13 protein-coding genes and 1 pseudogene are annotated in these 16,759 nt (G+C 57.8%); 3 read left to right on the top strand and 11 right to left on the bottom strand.

The window, feature by feature from the left end:
* Nucleotides 1-68: 68 nt before the first annotated feature.
* The 3 genes from HX884_RS08180 to HX884_RS08170 are packed head-to-tail and all read right to left on the bottom strand — an operon-like array spanning nucleotide 69 to nucleotide 3,027.
* Nucleotides 69-1,031 (bottom strand): YbhN family protein, encoded by a 963-nt coding sequence (locus tag HX884_RS08180; protein ID WP_178327956.1) that lies wholly within the window; start codon nucleotides 1,029-1,031, stop codon nucleotides 69-71.
* Nucleotides 1,031-2,269, bottom strand: coding sequence for a cardiolipin synthase ClsB (gene clsB, locus HX884_RS08175; RefSeq protein WP_094085251.1), 1,239 nt, complete (start codon nucleotides 2,267-2,269; stop codon nucleotides 1,031-1,033). The genes HX884_RS08180 and clsB overlap by 1 nt, the downstream gene beginning before the upstream one ends.
* Nucleotides 2,266-3,027, bottom strand: coding sequence for an endonuclease/exonuclease/phosphatase family protein (locus HX884_RS08170; protein WP_058683717.1), 762 nt, complete (start codon nucleotides 3,025-3,027; stop codon nucleotides 2,266-2,268). The genes clsB and HX884_RS08170 overlap by 4 nt, the downstream gene beginning before the upstream one ends.
* 133 nt (nucleotides 3,028-3,160) lie before the next feature.
* Here HX884_RS08170 and HX884_RS08165 point away from each other — a divergent pair, with 133 nt between their 5' ends.
* On the top strand, nucleotides 3,161-3,571 hold the full coding sequence (locus HX884_RS08165; RefSeq protein WP_014831155.1) for a YbhQ family protein: 411 nt from the start codon (nucleotides 3,161-3,163) through the stop codon (nucleotides 3,569-3,571).
* On the opposite strand, the gene HX884_RS08160 is transcribed toward HX884_RS08165, so the two are convergent.
* The 5 genes and pseudogenes from HX884_RS08160 to cecR all read right to left on the bottom strand — a co-directional run bounded on the left by HX884_RS08160 (nucleotide 3,533) and on the right by cecR (nucleotide 9,173).
* Nucleotides 3,533-4,639 (bottom strand): ABC transporter permease, encoded by a 1,107-nt coding sequence (locus tag HX884_RS08160; protein WP_014831156.1) that lies wholly within the window; start codon nucleotides 4,637-4,639, stop codon nucleotides 3,533-3,535. The genes HX884_RS08165 and HX884_RS08160 overlap by 39 nt on opposite strands.
* A gap of 9 nt (nucleotides 4,640-4,648) precedes the next feature.
* The gene (locus HX884_RS08155; RefSeq protein ID WP_178327955.1) at nucleotides 4,649-5,782 is read right to left on the bottom strand and encodes an ABC transporter permease; all 1,134 of its coding nucleotides are present in this window, start codon (nucleotides 5,780-5,782) and stop codon (nucleotides 4,649-4,651) included.
* Nucleotides 5,772-7,511: an ATP-binding cassette domain-containing protein gene (locus HX884_RS08150; protein ID WP_178327954.1), complete on the bottom strand. Its 1,740-nt coding sequence runs from the start codon at nucleotides 7,509-7,511 to the stop codon at nucleotides 5,772-5,774. The genes HX884_RS08155 and HX884_RS08150 overlap by 11 nt, the downstream gene beginning before the upstream one ends.
* On the bottom strand, nucleotides 7,504-8,499 hold the full coding sequence (gene hlyD, locus HX884_RS08145; RefSeq protein ID WP_013097481.1) for a secretion protein HlyD: 996 nt from the start codon (nucleotides 8,497-8,499) through the stop codon (nucleotides 7,504-7,506). Before hlyD ends, HX884_RS08150 begins: the two co-directional genes overlap by 8 nt.
* Nucleotides 8,496-9,173 (bottom strand): annotated as a pseudogene (gene cecR / locus HX884_RS08140) (transcriptional regulator CecR). The gene hlyD and the pseudogene cecR overlap by 4 nt, the downstream one beginning before the upstream one ends.
* A 205-nt stretch (nucleotides 9,174-9,378) precedes the next feature.
* On the opposite strand from cecR, the gene rhlE reads away from it, so the two are divergent.
* Together rhlE and dinG are read left to right on the top strand one after the other, a co-directional pair.
* Nucleotides 9,379-10,731 carry an ATP-dependent RNA helicase RhlE gene (gene rhlE, locus HX884_RS08135; RefSeq protein WP_038418948.1) on the top strand — a complete coding sequence of 451 codons (1,353 nt, stop codon included), beginning with the start codon at nucleotides 9,379-9,381 and terminating at the stop codon, nucleotides 10,729-10,731.
* Nucleotides 10,732-10,828: 97 nt separating this feature from the next.
* Complete coding sequence (gene dinG, locus HX884_RS08130) at nucleotides 10,829-13,006, top strand: ATP-dependent DNA helicase DinG (protein WP_178327953.1); 2,178 nt, start codon at nucleotides 10,829-10,831, stop codon at nucleotides 13,004-13,006.
* Here the strand turns inward: dinG and HX884_RS08125 are convergent.
* The 3 genes from HX884_RS08125 to HX884_RS08115 are packed head-to-tail and all read right to left on the bottom strand — an operon-like array spanning nucleotide 12,993 to nucleotide 16,718.
* Nucleotides 12,993-13,493, bottom strand: coding sequence for a fimbrial protein (locus HX884_RS08125; protein ID WP_178327952.1), 501 nt, complete (start codon nucleotides 13,491-13,493; stop codon nucleotides 12,993-12,995). The two genes, dinG and HX884_RS08125, sit on opposite strands and share 14 nt — an antisense overlap.
* 10 nt (nucleotides 13,494-13,503) lie before the next feature.
* Complete coding sequence (locus tag HX884_RS08120; RefSeq protein WP_256737110.1) at nucleotides 13,504-14,487, bottom strand: fimbrial protein; 984 nt, start codon at nucleotides 14,485-14,487, stop codon at nucleotides 13,504-13,506.
* Nucleotides 14,488-14,510: 23 nt separating this feature from the next.
* On the bottom strand, nucleotides 14,511-16,718 hold the full coding sequence (locus HX884_RS08115; RefSeq protein ID WP_256737109.1) for a fimbria/pilus outer membrane usher protein: 2,208 nt from the start codon (nucleotides 16,716-16,718) through the stop codon (nucleotides 14,511-14,513).
* Nucleotides 16,719-16,759 lie beyond the last annotated feature (41 nt).

Raw genomic sequence — 16,759 nt, 5'->3', positions numbered from 1 at the left:
CTAACGGTGCGGTTTTTCTCCCTCTCCCTGTGGGAGAGGGCCGGGGTGAGGGCATCAGACCGCTGCGCCTATTTTGCCATCGCCTTCTCGTTCTTCGCTCTCAGCTTCTTCGCCCGGCTCTCAAGCACCAGATAACAGACCGTTGCCAGCGCCAGCGGCAGGAAGTAATAGAGCATGCGGTAGGCGAGCAGGGCGGCGATAATCGTCCCATGAGAAACATGTTCTCCGGCAAGCAGGGCGATAAATACCGCTTCCAGCACCCCAATCCCGGCCGGAATATGTACGATCACCCCGGCAATACTGCTCACCAGCAGCACCCCCAGCACGAAGAAATAGTTCACATCTTCGCCAATGAGCAGCCAGATAATTGCCCCCATCGCCATCCAGTTGGCGCTGGAGACCGCCATCTGCAGCACGGCAAATTTGCATGAGGGTAAAACCAGCTTTTGTCCTTTGATGGTCATATGGCGGCGTCTGGCAAAGGCGCAGGCCCAGAGATACAGGGCGATAATGAGCAGGAGCGCGAAACCTAAAATCCGCAGCGTGGCTTCATCGATATACCAGTGTGCGGGCAACTGCACCACGCCGATGGTAAAGATCACCCCACCCAGCAGAATATAACCCAGCCAGTTGGTAGTGATGCTCAGCGAAAATATACGCGTGATGGTCCCACCGGGCAGTCCCAGGCGCGAGTACAGGCGATAGCGCATGCCAATCCCCCCGACCCAGGTGCTGAGCGTCAGGTTAAAGGCGTAGCAGATAAACGACACCAGCATGACCTGGCGTTTTGCCAGCTTGTGGCCGCAGTAGGCGCGGCCCAGCAGGTCATAGCAGCCGTACATCAGATAGCTCACAATCACCAGCCCAACCGCTCCCAGCAGCACCATCCGGTTGTAGTTGCGGATGACTTTCCACACCTCTTCCCAGTCCACCTTTTGCGCGTAAACCACCAGCAGCACCGCAACGGCAATAAAAAACAGCCAGGTCAGGATCTTTTTCGCCATTCGCCAGCGTGGATGCGATTTAGACATCAGGTTTTCCCTCCATCTTCCGCTTCAATGCGGTCCTGGGTTTCCATTTCGGGTTGAACAGGCGGATCCACCAGCGCAAGTTTTGGGGTATGCGCCGGCAGCCAGCCCACCATCGCCGGGAAATGGCGCAGGAAGTGGAACACCACTACGCTGATCCCCAGATTCCACCAGGTGCGTTTTGGCACCATGGACTCGTCCACGCGCACGCAGTCGTTGGCGATCAGACCCTGCAGGTTATCCCGCAGGGTCTGGTTAAACTGGCGATCGTGAATGATCAGGTTCGCTTCCAGGTTAAGCGACAGGCTCAGCGGATCGAGGTTACTGGAGCCGACGGTCGCCCAGTGATCGTCCATCAGCGCGACTTTGCCGTGCAGCGGTCGGCGACGGTATTCGTAGATTTGCACTCCGCCTTTGAGCAGGTAGTTATAGAGCAGCCGCGCGCCGACTTTGACGATGGGCATATCCGGCTCGCCCTGCACAATCAGCTTCACGCGGACGCCGCGTCGGGCAGCACTGCGCATGGCGTGCAGCAGTCGGTAGCCCGGGAAGAAGTAGGCGTTGGCGATGATCACTTCGCGTTTGGCATTCGCCAGCATTTTCAGATAGTGGCGCTCAATATCGTCCCGGTGCTCGCCGTTATCTCGCCAGACGAACAGCGCCTGCGCTTCGCCGGGCTTCCGGTTCTCTTCCGGACGATGGCGGCGCTTCCACCAGCGTCGGGCGGCCTCTTTGCCGGGTAAGTTTTCCAGTTCAAACAGCAAAATGTCCTGAACCACAGGCCCTTCGATGCGGATGGCGTAATCCTGCTTGGCCTCCGGGCCGTAGTCAGACATATGCTCGGCGGAGTAGTTAATGCCACCGACAAACGCCACCGTCTCATCAACGACGACGATTTTGCGGTGCATCCGGCGAAAGAGATTGGTACGCATGCCGAACAGGCGAGGGCCGGGATCGTAGTAGCGGAACACAACGCCTGCGGCAGTGAGCTCATTCACGAACGCATCGCTGAGATCGGGCGAGCCATAGCCATCCAGCAGCGCTTCAATTTTGACGCCGCGCTGGGCGGCGCGCAGCAGCACGCTGTGCAACTGTTTGCCCACATCATCTTCAAACCAGATAAAGGTCTCGAGGATCACTTTATGCTGCGCGCGGTCTATCGCATCAAAAACGGCGGGGTAATATTCGTCCCCGTTGACCAGCAGCGTGATCCGGTTGCCTTCCTGCCAAGTACATTTCATAAGTGGATCTCCGCGCTCAGCGGGGCATGGTCGGAAAGGTGGCGCCAGTTAAGCAACGCCAGCGCGGTCGGGCTGCTGGCATGGGCGTTTTTCACATAAATGCGGTCAAGCCTCAGCAACGGGAAGCGCACCGGAAACGTGCGCGCAGGTCTGCCGTGCGCGCGGGTGAAAATTTCCTCCAGCCCGGCCTCCACTTTCAGAGGGTGGTTAGCCCGCTGCCGCCAGTCGTTGAAATCTCCGGCAATGACCACTGGCTCTCCTTCGGGCAGGGCGTTAGTCCACTCGGCCAGCATCTGCAGCTGTGCCTGGCGATGCGCTTCCCGCAGACCGAGATGCACACAGCCAACGTGCACCGGAAAATCGAGATCCGGCGGGGTGATACGGCAATACAGCAGCCCACGCTTTTCGCTTTCGCCGACGGAGACGTCCCGGTTCTCGTAATGTTCAATGGGATAACGCGACAGCACCGCATTTCCGTGATGCCCTTCAGGATAGACCGCATTGCGGCCGTAAGCGTAATCACTCCACATGGTGTCGGCCAGAAATTCATAGTGGGGCGTGTCGGGCCAGTTTTCGAAGTGCATCGGATGGACCTCGTGCGCGCCCATCACTTCCTGCAGGCAGACAATGTCCGCGCTGACGGTGCGAACCGCGTCGCGCAGCTCCGGTAAAATGAAGCGGCGATTAAATGCTGTGAAGCCTTTATGAATGTTTATCGTCAGCACTTTAAGCGAGAAATGCTGCATTTTTTTGGTCATAAGCTCCTTCCTGAGTGACTATCCCAATGAAAATAAAGTGTAGTCGTCGTCACAAAAAGATGCGGTGTTACGGAATTTTCCGTAAAGTGCGGTAGTCTGATTAAGCAGAGAAAAATCCTTCAGGAGAGAAGCCATGAAGTGGCAACAACGTGTTCGTGTCGCAACGGGTCTAAGTTGCTGGCAGATAATGTTGCATTTACTGGTCGTGGCCGTACTGGTGATGGGCTGGATGAGCGGCACGCTGGTGCGTGTTGGCTTAGGACTATGCGTCCTCTATGGCGTCACCGTGCTGTCGATGTTGTTCCTGCAGCGCCATCATGAAGCGCGCTGGCGCGAGGTGGGTGATGTGCTCGAAGAGCTCACCACCACCTGGTACTTTGGTGCCGCAATGATTGTGCTGTGGCTGCTGTCCCGCGTGCTGCAAAACAACCTGCTGCTGGCGCTGGCCGGTCTGGCCATTCTTGCAGGGCCTGCGGTGGTCTCTTTGCTGGCCAAAGAGAAAAAGCTACGCAATGTTGCGTCTAAACATCGCGTACGCCACTGAACCCGTCGTGGCCGCTATGACCAGTAGCGGCCACAAACTTCCCCAGATAATATCCAGACTCGCATCCTTCAGATAAATTTGCTTGGTGATATCCGTAAAGTGACGAATCGGGTTTATCCACGTCAGATCCTGTAACCACACCGGCATATTCTCAACCGGCGAAACATACCCGGAGAGCAGGATGGCCGGCATCATAAAGACAAACACGCCAATAAACGCCTGCTGCTGCGTGGAGCAGAGCGCGGAAATCAGCAGGCCAAACCCGACCAGCGACAGCCCGTAGATCACCATCGTGAAGTAGAACAGCGCCAGCGACCCGGCGAACGGGATCTGGTAGGCCCAGATCCCCACGCCCAGCACGATGGTGGCCTGGAACGTGGCAACAATCAGGGCGGGAACCGCTTTACCGACGAAGATTTGCCAGGTCGCCAGCGGGGAGACCAGCAGCTGATCGAGCGTACCTTGCTCGCGTTCGCGGGCGACGGACAGGGAGGTGACGATCATCACCCCAATGGTGGTAATCATGGCGATCAGCGACGGCACCACAAACCATTTGTAGTCCAGGTTTGGGTTGTACCAGTTACGTACCACCAGCTCGCTGTTGTTGGGCTTCGGTTTCCCCTCCATCAACTCCTGCTGATAATCCTTCACCACCTGTTGCAGATAATTCGCGGCAATCTGCGCGCTGTTGGAGTTACGCCCGTCGAGGATCAACTGCATGGGCGCGGGCTGGAAGGTGTCCAGATTGCGGGAAAAATCAGCCGGAAAACGCACCAGCAGCAGCGCTTTCTGGGTATCGATGGTGGGCTGGATCGCCTGTGGACTTTTCAGCAGCAGGATATGGGTAAAAGCCTTCGCCCGGGCAAAGCGCTGGGTCAGCTCGACGGAATGTTTACCGTTGTCTTCGTTGTAAATCGCGATGGTGGCGTTGGTCACCTCAAGCGTGGCGGCAAAAGGGAACAGAAACACCTGGATGAGCACCGGCAACACCAGAATGGCGCGGGTTTGCGGCTCGCGCAGCAGCGATTGCAGCTCTTTGCGTATTAACGTCCATAAACGGTGAAACATGTTCGCTCCTTAATCCAGACGCCGTTTGGTTTTCATCCACGTCAGCCCAATAAACATCGCCGCCGACGCCAGCAAAAACAGGGTATTGATAATCAGCACTACCGGAATATTCCCCGCCAGGAACAGGCTTTGCAGCGTGCTGACGAAATAGCGCGCCGGAATAATGTAGGTCACGGCGCGGATCACCGCGGGCATGCTGTCTATCTGGAAGATAAACCCGGACAGCATAATCGACGGTAAAAAGGCGGCGTTCAGCGCCACCTGCGCGGCGTTAAACTGGTTGCGGGTGACGGTGGAGATGAGCAGCCCCATGCCCAACGTGCTCAGCAGGAAGAGGCTGGTAATGAAAAAGAGCAGCACCAGCGAGCCGCGGTACGGCACCCCGAGGATAAACACCGAGACCAGCATACAGAGCAGCATCGCCAGCATGCCGAGGAAGTAGTAGGGGATAAGCTTACACAGCAGCAGCTCAAGGCGCGTCACTTCGGTTGAAAGCAGCGCCTCCATGGTGCCGCGCTCCCACTCGCGGGCAATCACCAGCGAGGTCAGGATTGCGCCAATCACCGTCATAATGATGGTGACCGCACCCGGGATAATAAAATGCTGGCTGATGGCGGCAGGGTTAAACCAGTAGCGCATCTGTACGTCGATCAGCGGTTCAAACGTTTCGCCCCGGTCTTCGGCGCGCTGCATCTGCCAGAGCTGCCAGATCCCCTCCACGTAGCCCTGGACAAAGTTGGCGGTATTCGGCTCGCTGCCGTCAGTGATCACCTGGATCGGCGCAGCGGTATTTGCCCGCGCCATGTTGGCGGAAAAATCGACCGGGATCACCACCAGACCGCGGATTTTCCCGGCCTGCATCTTCTGAACAAGCTCTTGCCGGTTGTCGCTGATGGTGGCGTCAATGTAGGGCGAGCCGGTCATGGCGTGGGTGAAGTCGAGCGCCTCTTCGCTCTGCTGCTCCAGTAATATCCCAACCCGCAGCTTGCTGGAGTCGAGGTTGATCCCATAGCCGAAGATAAACAGCAGCAGAAGCGGGATAACCACCGCAATCAGCCAGCTGCTGGGGTCACGCACGATCTGACGCGTCTCTTTGATGCACAGCGCGCGCACCCGGCGCCAGGAAATCGCGTTATTGCGCATCGGCATTCTCCTTATCCCAGTCGTGGATGAGGGTGATAAACGCCTGCTCCATGGTCGGGTCCGGCACCTCGTCGTCTGCGGCCTGGGCTTTCAGGTCATCCGGCGTGCCGTGGGCAATCAGCTTGCCGCGATAGACCAGCCCGATGCGATCGCAATACTCCGCCTCGTCCATAAAGTGGGTGGTTACCATCACCGTCACCCCTTTCTCCACCATGCTGTTGATGTGTAGCCAGAACTCGCGGCGGGTGAGGGGATCAACGCCTGACGTGGGTTCATCCAGAAACAGAATATCGGGCTCGTGCATCAGCGAGCAGGCCAGCGCCAGCCGCTGTTTGAAGCCAAGGGGCAGCTCATCCGTGGCGTGGGAAGCGATAGCTGTCAGGCCAAACGCCTCGCTCATGCGGTGGATTTTCTCGTCCTGGGCGCGCCCTCGCAGGCCGTAAACGCCGGAGAAAAAGCGCAGGTTCTGCTCGACCGTCAGGTTGCCGTACAGCGAGAACTTCTGCGCCATATACCCCAGATGCTGGCGCGCCTTGCCGGAGCTGACTTTCAAATCCATATCCAGTACCAGCGCTTTGCCGGACGTAGGCACCAGCAGGCCACACATCATCTTAAAGGTGGTGGATTTCCCCGCGCCGTTTGGCCCGAGCAGGCCAAAAATTTCACCGCGCTTCACCGCGAAATTGACGTTATCGGTGGCGGCGAAATCACCGAATTTTTTGGTCAGGGATTTGGCTTCGATTACCGTCTCACCCGGCGTACCTTCTACCGTGTGCAGGATCGCCCCGAGCGGCGATTCCGAAGTACCCGCACCGCCCAGCAGATCGATAAACGCGTCTTCAAAGCGGGGAGCCGTCTCTTCCATCTCAATGTCAGGCATGCCCGGCGCGTGACGAATATCCGCTTCGGTCGCCTCTTTGGTCAGGATCACGCGCACCGAACGGCCCTGAATCATCCCGTCGCTGACCTGGGGCAGCTTCAGCACCCGTTGCAGCAGTTTGCGGTTCGACTCCTGCGGGCTGTGCATCAGGAAACTGCGTCCGGCCATGCTTTGGGTCAGCTTCGTCGGTTCTCCCTGATAAAGCAGCTCGCCTTCGTTCATCAGCAGCACATCGCGACACTGCTCGGCTTCATCCAGATAGGAGGTGCTCCAGAGGATCAGCATTCCGTCACCGGCCAGCTCGTGCACCATCTGCCACAGCTCGCGGCGTGAAATGGGGTCCACGCCCACGCCGGGCTCATCCAGCAGCAGCACTTTCGGCTCGCCGACCAGCGTACAGGCCAGCCCCAGCTTTTGCTTCATCCCGCCGGAGAGCTTGCCCGCCAGACGATCGGTGAAGGGACCGAGGGAGGTGAAGGACAGCAGACGGGCGAAAGTCTGCTGACGGGTTTCACCGGTCACGCTGCGCAGATCGGCGTACAGATTAAGGTTTTCCATCACCGTCAGGTCTTCATAGAGACCAAACTTCTGCGGCATATAGCCGAGCATGGCGTGGAGTGCACCGTCATCTTTAATCGGATCGAGCCCGAGCATGCTGGCCGCCCCTTCATCGGGCTTAAGCAGGCCTGCCAGCATCCGCATCAATGTGGTTTTGCCTGCGCCGTCCGGGCCAACCAGCCCCGTCACATACCCTTTCTGGATGGTACAGTTCAGCGGCGCGACGGCCGGTTTTTCCATGCCCGCGAAGCGTTTGACCAGATTGTCGAGCCGGATAACCGCGTCATTCATGTCGTTCCCCGCTGTTCACTTTTACGGTGACTGGCATGCCCTGGCGCAGCGCGTCGTCCGCATCGGTGACGATGATGCGCAGGCGATACACCAGGTCGGTACGCAGATCCGGCGTTTCCACCGTTTTTGGCGTGAATTCAGCGGTGGGCGAAACAAAGCCCACTTTGCCGTGATACGGCTTATCCGGACGACCGTCGGTATAGAGCAACAGTTCGCGACCCGGCTGCATCTGGCCGAGGTTTGGTTCATCAATGTAGGCGCGCACCCATACCGGACGGGTGAGCGACAGGGTTAAAACGGTGCTTCCGGCGTTGAGCATGCTGCCGGGCTCCACGGCGCGGGTCATCAGCGTGCCGTCAGACGGTGCCACCAACGTGGTGTCATGCAGATCGAGTTCCGCCTGGGCCAGCTGGGCCTGCGCCTGTTCAAGGCTGGCTTTGGCCTGGGCGATATCCTGTGGGCGGTTACCGGTGTGGTACTGACTCAGTTTGTCCTGTGCGGATTTCAGCGTTGCCTGAGCCTGATCGCGTGATGAACGGGCGTTTTCCAGATCGTTGGCCGAAATAGTGCGGCTTTTCCACAGCCCCTGCTGGCGGGCATAGAAATTCTGCGCATAGTCATAGGCCGCCTGCGCCTGTTTGACTGCGGCAGCAGCCTGGGCAATCTCTTCGTCACGATAACCGGCCAGCATCAGATCATATTGCGCCTGGGCGACGGAAACCCCGGCTTTTGCCTGCATCAGCGCGTTCTCGTAGGGCGCTTTATCAAGCATCCCCAGCGTCTGCCCGGTTTTGATGGTGTCGCCCTCATCCACGTTAAGCGACGCCAGCCGCCCCCCGACGCGGAAGCTCATGTTTACGGTGCGAATATCAACGTTACCGTACAGCGTCAGGCCGCGATCCTGATGGCTTTGATACCACAGCCAGCCACCGACGCCTGCGGCAAGCAAAACAACAACCACCAGAATGATGGCGACAGGTTTTTTCATGACTTCAGGCTCCTTTGCGTTAAGCCTTGCAGGATCAGATCCAGATGACAGGTGATAACCTGGCTAATCTGCGCGGCTTTATCCTCATCAAATTGTGTCCAGCCGGTGCGTAACAGAATCGTTTCTCGCCCCAGACGGAAGGCCAGAATCTCACCCAGCAGGGCGTGGGTATGCAAAATCGTAGCGGTATCGTTGGCGTCTTGCCCGGTATAGGCCGCAATCAGCCGGGTCAGGTGCGTGTGCATCGGGGCAATCACCTAGTCATGCACCAGCTGGTAGGCGGCAGTGGGGAAGAGCTGTTCACGGGAGATAAATCGACTCAGGTTCAGCGTGTCGTCGTGCGTCAGCAGGCGGATCATGTTGTGGCAGGCGTTGAGGATCAGCTGGCGGATAGCGTCACGATCGGGCGACGGCTGGCTGAGCAGCGCGGTGGCTTCCTCCACGTGCGGGTGAAACTGCGTGCCAATAAAATCGGCGATCCACTGGGCACAGGCGAGGTATAAATCCTCTTTTGAGCCAAAATAGTAGGGGATAGCCGCAATGTTTTGCCCGGCCTGCGCCGCGATATCCCGGGTGGTGGCGTGTAAGCCATACTCACCAAACTGCGCCAGCGCGGCAGCAATAAGCTGGCTTTTGGCCTGTTCGCCTTTAGAGGTTGTCGGGGTTGTATTCATAGCGGCATTAAAAATTAATCAATCGATTGATTAAGATTATGCCTGATTAGCGAAATCGTCGAGGGAAGGTGGAGGGATATTTTATGCGCCACGTCACAAAAGCTGCTACACTCCGCCCCTTCGCGACATTGTGGTTTTTGTCCTCCTAATTGTTATATCTCCCTGAAAACTACACCTGTGATGGTCGGGGCGGTTCGGAGTTTTTATGTCTTTTGATTCCCTTGGCCTGAACCCGGAAATTCTGCGCGCGATCGCAGAGCAGGGCTACGTTGAGCCAACCCCAATCCAGCAGCAGGCGATCCCTGCCGTTCTGCAGGGCCGTGACCTGATGGCCAGTGCCCAGACCGGGACCGGTAAAACCGCAGGCTTCACCCTGCCACTGTTAGAGCTGCTGGTAAAAAATCAGCCGCACGCGAAGGGGCGTCGCCCGGTTCGTGCGCTGATCCTCACCCCAACCCGCGAGCTGGCGGCGCAGATTGGCGAGAACGTGCGTGATTACAGCCGCTATCTCAACATTCGTTCGCTGGTGGTTTTCGGCGGTGTGAGCATTAACCCACAGATGATGAAACTGCGCGGCGGCGTGGACGTGCTGGTGGCAACGCCGGGCCGTCTGCTGGATCTGGAACATCAGAACGCCGTGAAGCTAGATAACGTCGAAATTCTGGTGCTGGACGAAGCCGACCGCATGCTGGACATGGGCTTTATCCACGATATTCGCCGCGTGCTGGCTAAGCTCCCGCCGCGCCGTCAGAACCTGCTGTTCTCCGCGACCTTCTCCGACGAGATCAAAGCGCTGGCTGAAAAGCTGCTGCATAACCCGCTGGAAGTTGAAGTGGCGCGCCGCAACACCGCCTCTGAGCAGGTGACCCAGCACGTGCACTTCGTTGATAAAAAGCGTAAGCGGGAACTGCTCTCCCAGATGATTGGTCAGGGTAACTGGCAGCAGGTGCTGGTCTTTACCCGTACCAAGCACGGTGCAAACCACCTGGCGGAACAGCTGAACAAAGACGGTATTCGCAGTGCGGCTATCCACGGTAACAAGAGCCAGGGGGCGCGTACCCGTGCGCTGGCGGACTTTAAATCCGGTGATATCCGCGTGCTGGTGGCCACCGACATCGCTGCCCGTGGTCTGGACATTGAAGAGCTGCCGCACGTGGTGAACTACGAGCTGCCAAACGTGCCGGAAGATTATGTTCACCGTATCGGCCGTACCGGTCGTGCGGCGGCCACTGGCGAAGCGCTCTCGCTGGTCTGCGTGGATGAACACAAACTGCTGCGCGATATCGAACGTCTGCTGAAGAAAGAGATCCCGCGTATTGAAACGCCGGGATACGAAGTGGATCCGTCCATTAAAGCGGAGCCAATTCAGAATGGTCGCCAGCAGCGTGGCGGCGGTGGACGCGGTCAGGGCGGCGGCCGTGGTCAGCAGCAGCCACGCCGTGCCGAAGGCGGCGCGCCGAAGTCGGGCAATAAACCGCCTCGCCGCGACGGCGAAGGGAAACCGGCAGGAGAAGGGCAGCGCCGTCGCCGTCCGCGTAAACCGGCTAACCCACAGTAATCTGGAAGCCCGGCCGTAAAGCCGGGCTTTTCTTTTTGCGGCGACGAAAATAAAGTGCCACAATAGTGGCTGTTTATACAGTATTTCAGGTTTTCCGATGGCTTTAACCGCGGCGCTGAAAGCGCAGATTGGTGCCTGGTATAAGGCACTCCAGCAGCAGATCCCCGACTTTATCCCCCGGGCACCACAGCGGCAGATGATTGCCGATGTGGCAAAAACGTTCGCCGGTGACGACGGGCGACATCTGGCGATTGAAGCGCCAACCGGGGTCGGTAAAACCCTCTCTTATTTAATCCCGGGCATCGCTATTGCACGGGAAGAACAAAAGACGCTGGTGGTCAGCACCGCTAACGTGGCGCTACAGGATCAGATCTTCAGCAAAGACCTGCCGCTGCTGCGCAAAATTATCCCTGAGCTGCGTTTTACCGCCGCCTTTGGCCGCGGACGTTATGTCTGCCCGCGTAACCTGGCGGCTCTCGCCAGCAGTGAGCCCACCCAGCAGGATCTGCTGGCGTTTCTTGATGACGAACTGACGCCAAACAACAAGGCGGAGCAGGAACAGTGCGCGAAGCTGAAAGCCGATCTCGACAGCTACAGGTGGGACGGTTTGCGCGATCACACCAGCCAGGCCATCGGCGATGATTTATGGCGCAGGCTCAGCACCGATAAAGCCAGCTGCCTCAACCGTAACTGTCACTACTACCGCGAGTGCCCGTTTTTTGTCGCCCGGCGGGAGATCCAGGAAGCGGAAGTGGTGGTCGCCAATCATGCGCTGGTGATGGCGGCGCTGGAGAGCGAGGCGGTGCTGCCGGAGCCGAAAAACCTGCTGCTGGTGCTTGATGAAGGCCACCATTTGCCTGACGTAGCCCGGGATGCGCTGGAGATGAGTGCTGAAATCACGGCCCCGTGGTTCCGCCTGCAGCTCGATCTGTTCTGCAAGCTGGTGGCCACCTGCATGGAGCAGTTCCGTCCTAAAACCACGCCGCCGCTGGCGGTGCCCGAGCGTCTGAGTGAACACTGTGAAGAGGTCTACGGCCTTATCGCATCCCTGAACAACATTCTGAATCTGTATCTCCCGGCGACTCAGGAGGCAGAGCACCGTTTTGCCATGGGGGAGTTGCCGGACAAAGTGATGGAGATTTGCCAGCAGCTGGCGAAGCATCTGGAAAAGCTGCGCGGCCTGGCCGAGATGTTCTTAAACGATCTCAGTGAAAAGACCGGCACCCATGACGTGGTGCGTTTGCACCGTATTCTGCTGCAAATGAACCGTGCGCTGGGCATGTTTGAAGCGCAAAGCAAACTCTGGCGGCTGGCCTCAATGGCGCAGGCGTCCGGCGCGCCGGTCACCAAATGGGCCACCCGCGAAGTGAGAGACGGGCAGGTACACCTCTTTTTCCACTGCGTGGGCATCCGCGTGGCCGATCAGCTGGAAAAGCTGATCTGGCGTAGCGTGCCGCACGTGGTGGTAACGTCAGCGACCTTGCGTTCCCTGAACAGCTTCTCGCGGCTGCAGGAGATGAGCGGCCTGAAGGAAAAAGCGGGGGACCGCTTCGTGGCGCTGGACTCGCCGTTTAACCACTGCGAGCAGGGCAAGCTGGTGATCCCGCGTATGCGCTATGAGCCGCTTATCGATAACGAAGAGCAGCATATTGCCGAAATGGCCGCCTATTTCCGCGAACAGCTGGAGAGTAAAAAATACCCCGGCATGCTGGTGCTGTTTGCCAGCGGACGCGCCATGCAGCGCTTTCTGGAACATGTTACCGATCTGCGTTTACTGTTGCTGGTGCAGGGCGATCAGCCGCGCTATCGGCTGGTAGAGCTCCACCGCCAGCGCATCGATAACGGCGAGCGCAGCGTGCTGGTGGGGTTACAGTCTTTTGCGGAAGGTCTGGATCTGAAGGGCGACTATCTGACCCAGGTGCATATTCATAAAATCGCCTTCCCACCCATCGACAGCCCGGTGGTGATCACCGAAGGAGAATGGCTGAAAAGCCTCAACCGCTATCCGTTTGAGGTTCAAAGTCTCCCGGCGGCGTCGTTTAACCTGATTCAGCAGGTGGGTCGTCTGATTCGTAGCCACGGCTGCTGGGGCGAAGTGGTGATCTACGACAAGCGTCTGCTCACTAAAAACTACGGTCAGCGCTTACTGAATGCCCTGCCGGTGTTCCCGATAGAACAGCCGGAGGTGCCTGAAATAAAAAAACGCCCGGCAAAACAGACTGCCGGGCGTCGGAAAAGCATCCGTGCTAAGGGGCGCGGTCCTACTGGTAAGTAAAGGTGGCCTGAACAACGCTGTTGAAGGTACCCGCTGTCACAGGCAGGGCGGTAGCGTAATAGCGTGCCGCCATGGGAAAATCGGCGGTGTGGGTACCGGCGTCAATCACCACGCTAAAGCGGGCTTCGGGAGCAAGCACGATGTAATCCAGACGGTCGGCCAGCTCTAATGCCACCCCTTTGGCAGTGCCACTATTGGCGAATTTAAAGGGGTGTTCCGTATCGCGCGGCCCATCAACGTTAATGGTGGCAACCGTCAGGGTGGGCGGACAATTGGTGAGCTTTAAATCGAAGTTTTTCCACGGGCCGGTGTCGCCGATATCCTTAAAATCACTGGCGACGGCCTGTCCCAGATCCACCACCATGTTCTGGCTGGCGCTGTCTACCTGGCAGGTGGTGTCGTAAATATTCCCTTCGATATTGAGCGTCACGTCGGTCGCGCCCGCAGAGAGACTCGTCAGAGCGAGCAAAAGGGATAACGTTTTCATCTTCGCTCCGTTACTGGTATTCAAGATCGATGGTGGCAATCGTATTGGCTTTCCCCGCTGTGACGCTGGCATCCGTCTGGTAATACTGCACCGCGAAGGGGATCACATCCGGAACGCCTGGTTCGGCTCTTCCACCCACCGGGATTGGGTAGTCGTATTTAAGATCGACACCGTCAAGCAGCATTCTCACCCCCACGCCCGTGGCGCTGTCGCTGCCGGGCGTCAGGTTCAGGACATCGGCATACTGGCTGTTGATGCCATTTGCGCTGGTTACCGAGGCCGTAAGATTGACCTCTTCGGTACAGGTGGCGGTGATGTTGAAATACTTCCAGGCCGTATAGCTGCCCACGTGGGTAAATTGCGACACCGGGAAATTGCCGAGGGTGACCGTCAGGTTTAGCGGATCAATAGAACAGGTCGCCGTTCTTTCGCTGACCGTGGCGGAATAGTGGCTGGTATTACGTGCACCAGAAATCCCCACAGAGTTATAAACCCCGAATCCATAGGGATCCTGCGCGAGCGAAAGGGTACCGCTACCGATATGTGATGCCGTTTTGATTAACCGCTGGGTGTAGCTGAAAGAAAATGTTTGTCCGCTGTCGCTGCTGACCGTCCCAATGGGCGTGGCGGTTGTATCGCATGAGTACCCTTTGCCGCGAACAATCTGCCCGCTGCTGTTCAGAAGCTCAATGCCGATGCCGTCAACATTGGTGGTATACACGCCCGGCATGCCAGGCACTTCCGTTCCCGTTCCGTAATAGCAGGAAATAAGGGTGTGATTCGTCATCGTGCCGGTACAGCTGCCGTTAACGGTATGGGTCTTTGCCGAACCCGGGATGACGCCGCCAATATCGAGTGTTGTGGGTACAGAAAGGGTGCCCGCATCAAGGGTATAAGGCAGATCGGCGCTGTCACAGGAGGTTGCCGCCTGGGCATGCGGCACCAGACACGTGCTCGTGAGTAAAACCAGCAGTGCGAAGACATATCTACACATGTTCATTTTTTCCTCGGGAAGGGTCATACACACTGCGCCGTAACGTTAAGAACAGGGCCGTCGGCTTTGGTGGGCAGGTGATAAGTTGCCTTGCAATGGCTGTCGGCGGTTTTCCCCCAGCTGACGTTAACCGTACCTGTCTCGTGCATACCGGTGAGGTACACCTGCCCGCCGTCGCCTACGATAAATTCACCGTCCTGATGGGCCTGAGATGCCGTTGCGCCAAAGGGGATCGGGCGACCATCCGCGCGTTTTAGTGTCATCAACACCCGACTGCCTACGTGCGTTTCATAATGTGCTCGCACGATGGCGCCGCGCGTTGGTGTCACCGTTTTTGCGGCCTGGTCGATATCGGCATTTTCCGGCAAGGTTTCGGTGTTCAGCGCGAGGGTGTTGTGACGGTATGGCGAAACGTACGGCACAATGGCATAGCCGCGATAATCGGTGTTGATGCCTGTCTGATTGGTGACATTGGTGTCGTCTGCGCCCGGCGCTTCGATCAGCGCAGCGGTCTCACCCATCGGCTGACCAAGGGTGATGCCGTGCGCATGGGCGATCATGCTGCCCTGAAGTCCGACATTGAGCTGTTGTTGCTGGTTATCCTGGGAATACCCGGCGCTCACTTCGCCGTAGGTGCCTTTATAATCGGCATTCAGACTGGTGCTGTCCCCACTGCTCTGACTATGGCCCTGCTGAACCCCCCAACTGAGGTTATTACCGGCCAGCGCCGTGCCGTTCAGACCCACGCTTTGGGTTGTTTCGTGCTTTGTGCTGTTCAGGTTGTAGTTCACCCAGGTGTTGCTGAGCCAGCGATCGAGCGGAACGGAGACGTTAAATGCGATCGTCTGCTCGCTGGTTTTCTCATTATTGTCATCCCCGCTGTCACGCGTGTTTTTATCCAGTCCGTAACTGAGACCGTAGCTGATCCCGTGCCAGGAGTTGTTGTAGCCGAGGTTCAGTGAGGTCATCCCCTGGCTTGAATTCCAGTAGTTCTCTTTGACCAGGCTTAACGTCAGGGAACCAAACGCCCCGCCCAGGGACTGGTCGACAGTCGCCTCCTCGCGGCTGCGGCGCGTGTCCGGCGTTTCCCAGTCGTCATTACGGGTATGGGAATCCAGCGTGTCCTGCAGGGTGTAGAACCCCTTGCTGTTATAGCGATAGCCAGCAATGGAAAAATGGGTACCGGTGGTGGCGAAATCTTTGCTGTAGCGGATGCGCCAGGAGGGCCCGCGGGTGGGATCCTGATCCTGCATCTCTGATTTGGCGTCGGTGACATCCACCGAAAAGGCCCCGAGATCGCCGATATTCTTGCCGACCCCCAGCGCCAGCGCATCGTAATACTGGCTTGCCTGCACGCCGCCGTAGACCGTAAAGCCGTAAGGCAATCCGTAGATTGCCGTACCCTGCATAAACGGGGTTTTTTCGACGTCGTTGTCATAGCTGCGATAGCGCCCCGCGGTGAGGCTGTATTTAAAGCGGCCTTCACGCTGCAACACTGGCACTGACGCATAAGGCACCACAAAATGCTGTTCGCTGCCGTCCGTCTCTTTCACGGTGACGTTCAAATCGCCGCTTCCGCCGGTGGGGTAGAGATCGTTAATCTCGAACGCGCCGGGAGCGACATAGTTCTGGTAAATGACGTAACCATTCTGGCGAACGATAACCTGGGCGTTACTGTGCGCCGTACCGCGGATCACCGGCGCAAAGCCCTTCATGCTGTCCGGGAGCATGTCGTCATCCGAGGCGATCTGCGCCCCGGTGTAAGAGATGCTGTCAAACACATCGGAAGGGGAAGAGCTTTGGCCGAATGTGACGTTCCCGCCAAGGGCGATAATATCGCGCTGGGCGTAGGTATAGACCGAAGAAAACTGGCTCTCTGCGTCACCGTCACCGCTGGTTTTGCTCCAGGTGGAGTAGTTACGAAAACGCCACGCCCCGAGGTTAAGACCCGGACGCAGGTTAAGAAACTCGCTGCGCTGATCGCTACCGTTTTTACCTTTGCCGCGGTTGTTCCCGGCGGTGAAGCTGTAATTGAGCAGCAGGGCGTTAATTCCCTCGTCATATTCCTGCGGGTCGACGTAATCACGCGGTACCTGGGTAATCGCGGTCTGGGGGATGCTTAACAGCAGCTGCTGCGGATTAACATGAAACGTTGCGCTGGCGGAGGGGATCACGCTCAGGTCAATGCACTGCGCCTTATCGTCCTGCCCGAATTTTGGTGATGCTGCCAACTTACTGATTTAGTGTATGATGGTGTTTTTGAGGTGCTCCA

Origin of the sequence: Enterobacter sp. SECR19-1250 (genome assembly GCF_013391025.1) — a bacterium.
Taxonomy (GTDB): Bacteria; Pseudomonadota; Gammaproteobacteria; order Enterobacterales; family Enterobacteriaceae; genus Enterobacter; species Enterobacter cloacae.
The sequence above is the reverse complement of the archived record's forward strand: the minus strand, read 5'-3'. Positions and strand labels throughout refer to the sequence as shown.

Coding starts and splice junctions, on each gene's coding strand:
- HX884_RS08180 (WP_178327956.1), bottom strand. CDS start 1,031: ATGTCTAAATCGCATCCACGCTGGCGAATGGCGAAAAAGATCCTGACC.
- clsB (WP_094085251.1), bottom strand. CDS start 2,269: ATGAAATGTACTTGGCAGGAAGGCAACCGGATCACGCTGCTGGTCAAC.
- HX884_RS08170 (WP_058683717.1), bottom strand. CDS start 3,027: ATGACCAAAAAAATGCAGCATTTCTCGCTTAAAGTGCTGACGATAAAC.
- HX884_RS08165 (WP_014831155.1), top strand. CDS start 3,161: ATGAAGTGGCAACAACGTGTTCGTGTCGCAACGGGTCTAAGTTGCTGG.
- HX884_RS08160 (WP_014831156.1), bottom strand. CDS start 4,639: ATGTTTCACCGTTTATGGACGTTAATACGCAAAGAGCTGCAATCGCTG.
- HX884_RS08155 (WP_178327955.1), bottom strand. CDS start 5,782: ATGCGCAATAACGCGATTTCCTGGCGCCGGGTGCGCGCGCTGTGCATC.
- HX884_RS08150 (WP_178327954.1), bottom strand. CDS start 7,511: ATGAATGACGCGGTTATCCGGCTCGACAATCTGGTCAAACGCTTCGCG.
- hlyD (WP_013097481.1), bottom strand. CDS start 8,499: ATGAAAAAACCTGTCGCCATCATTCTGGTGGTTGTTGTTTTGCTTGCC.
- rhlE (WP_038418948.1), top strand. CDS start 9,379: ATGTCTTTTGATTCCCTTGGCCTGAACCCGGAAATTCTGCGCGCGATC.
- dinG (WP_178327953.1), top strand. CDS start 10,829: ATGGCTTTAACCGCGGCGCTGAAAGCGCAGATTGGTGCCTGGTATAAG.
- HX884_RS08125 (WP_178327952.1), bottom strand. CDS start 13,493: ATGAAAACGTTATCCCTTTTGCTCGCTCTGACGAGTCTCTCTGCGGGC.
- HX884_RS08120 (WP_256737110.1), bottom strand. CDS start 14,487: ATGTGTAGATATGTCTTCGCACTGCTGGTTTTACTCACGAGCACGTGT.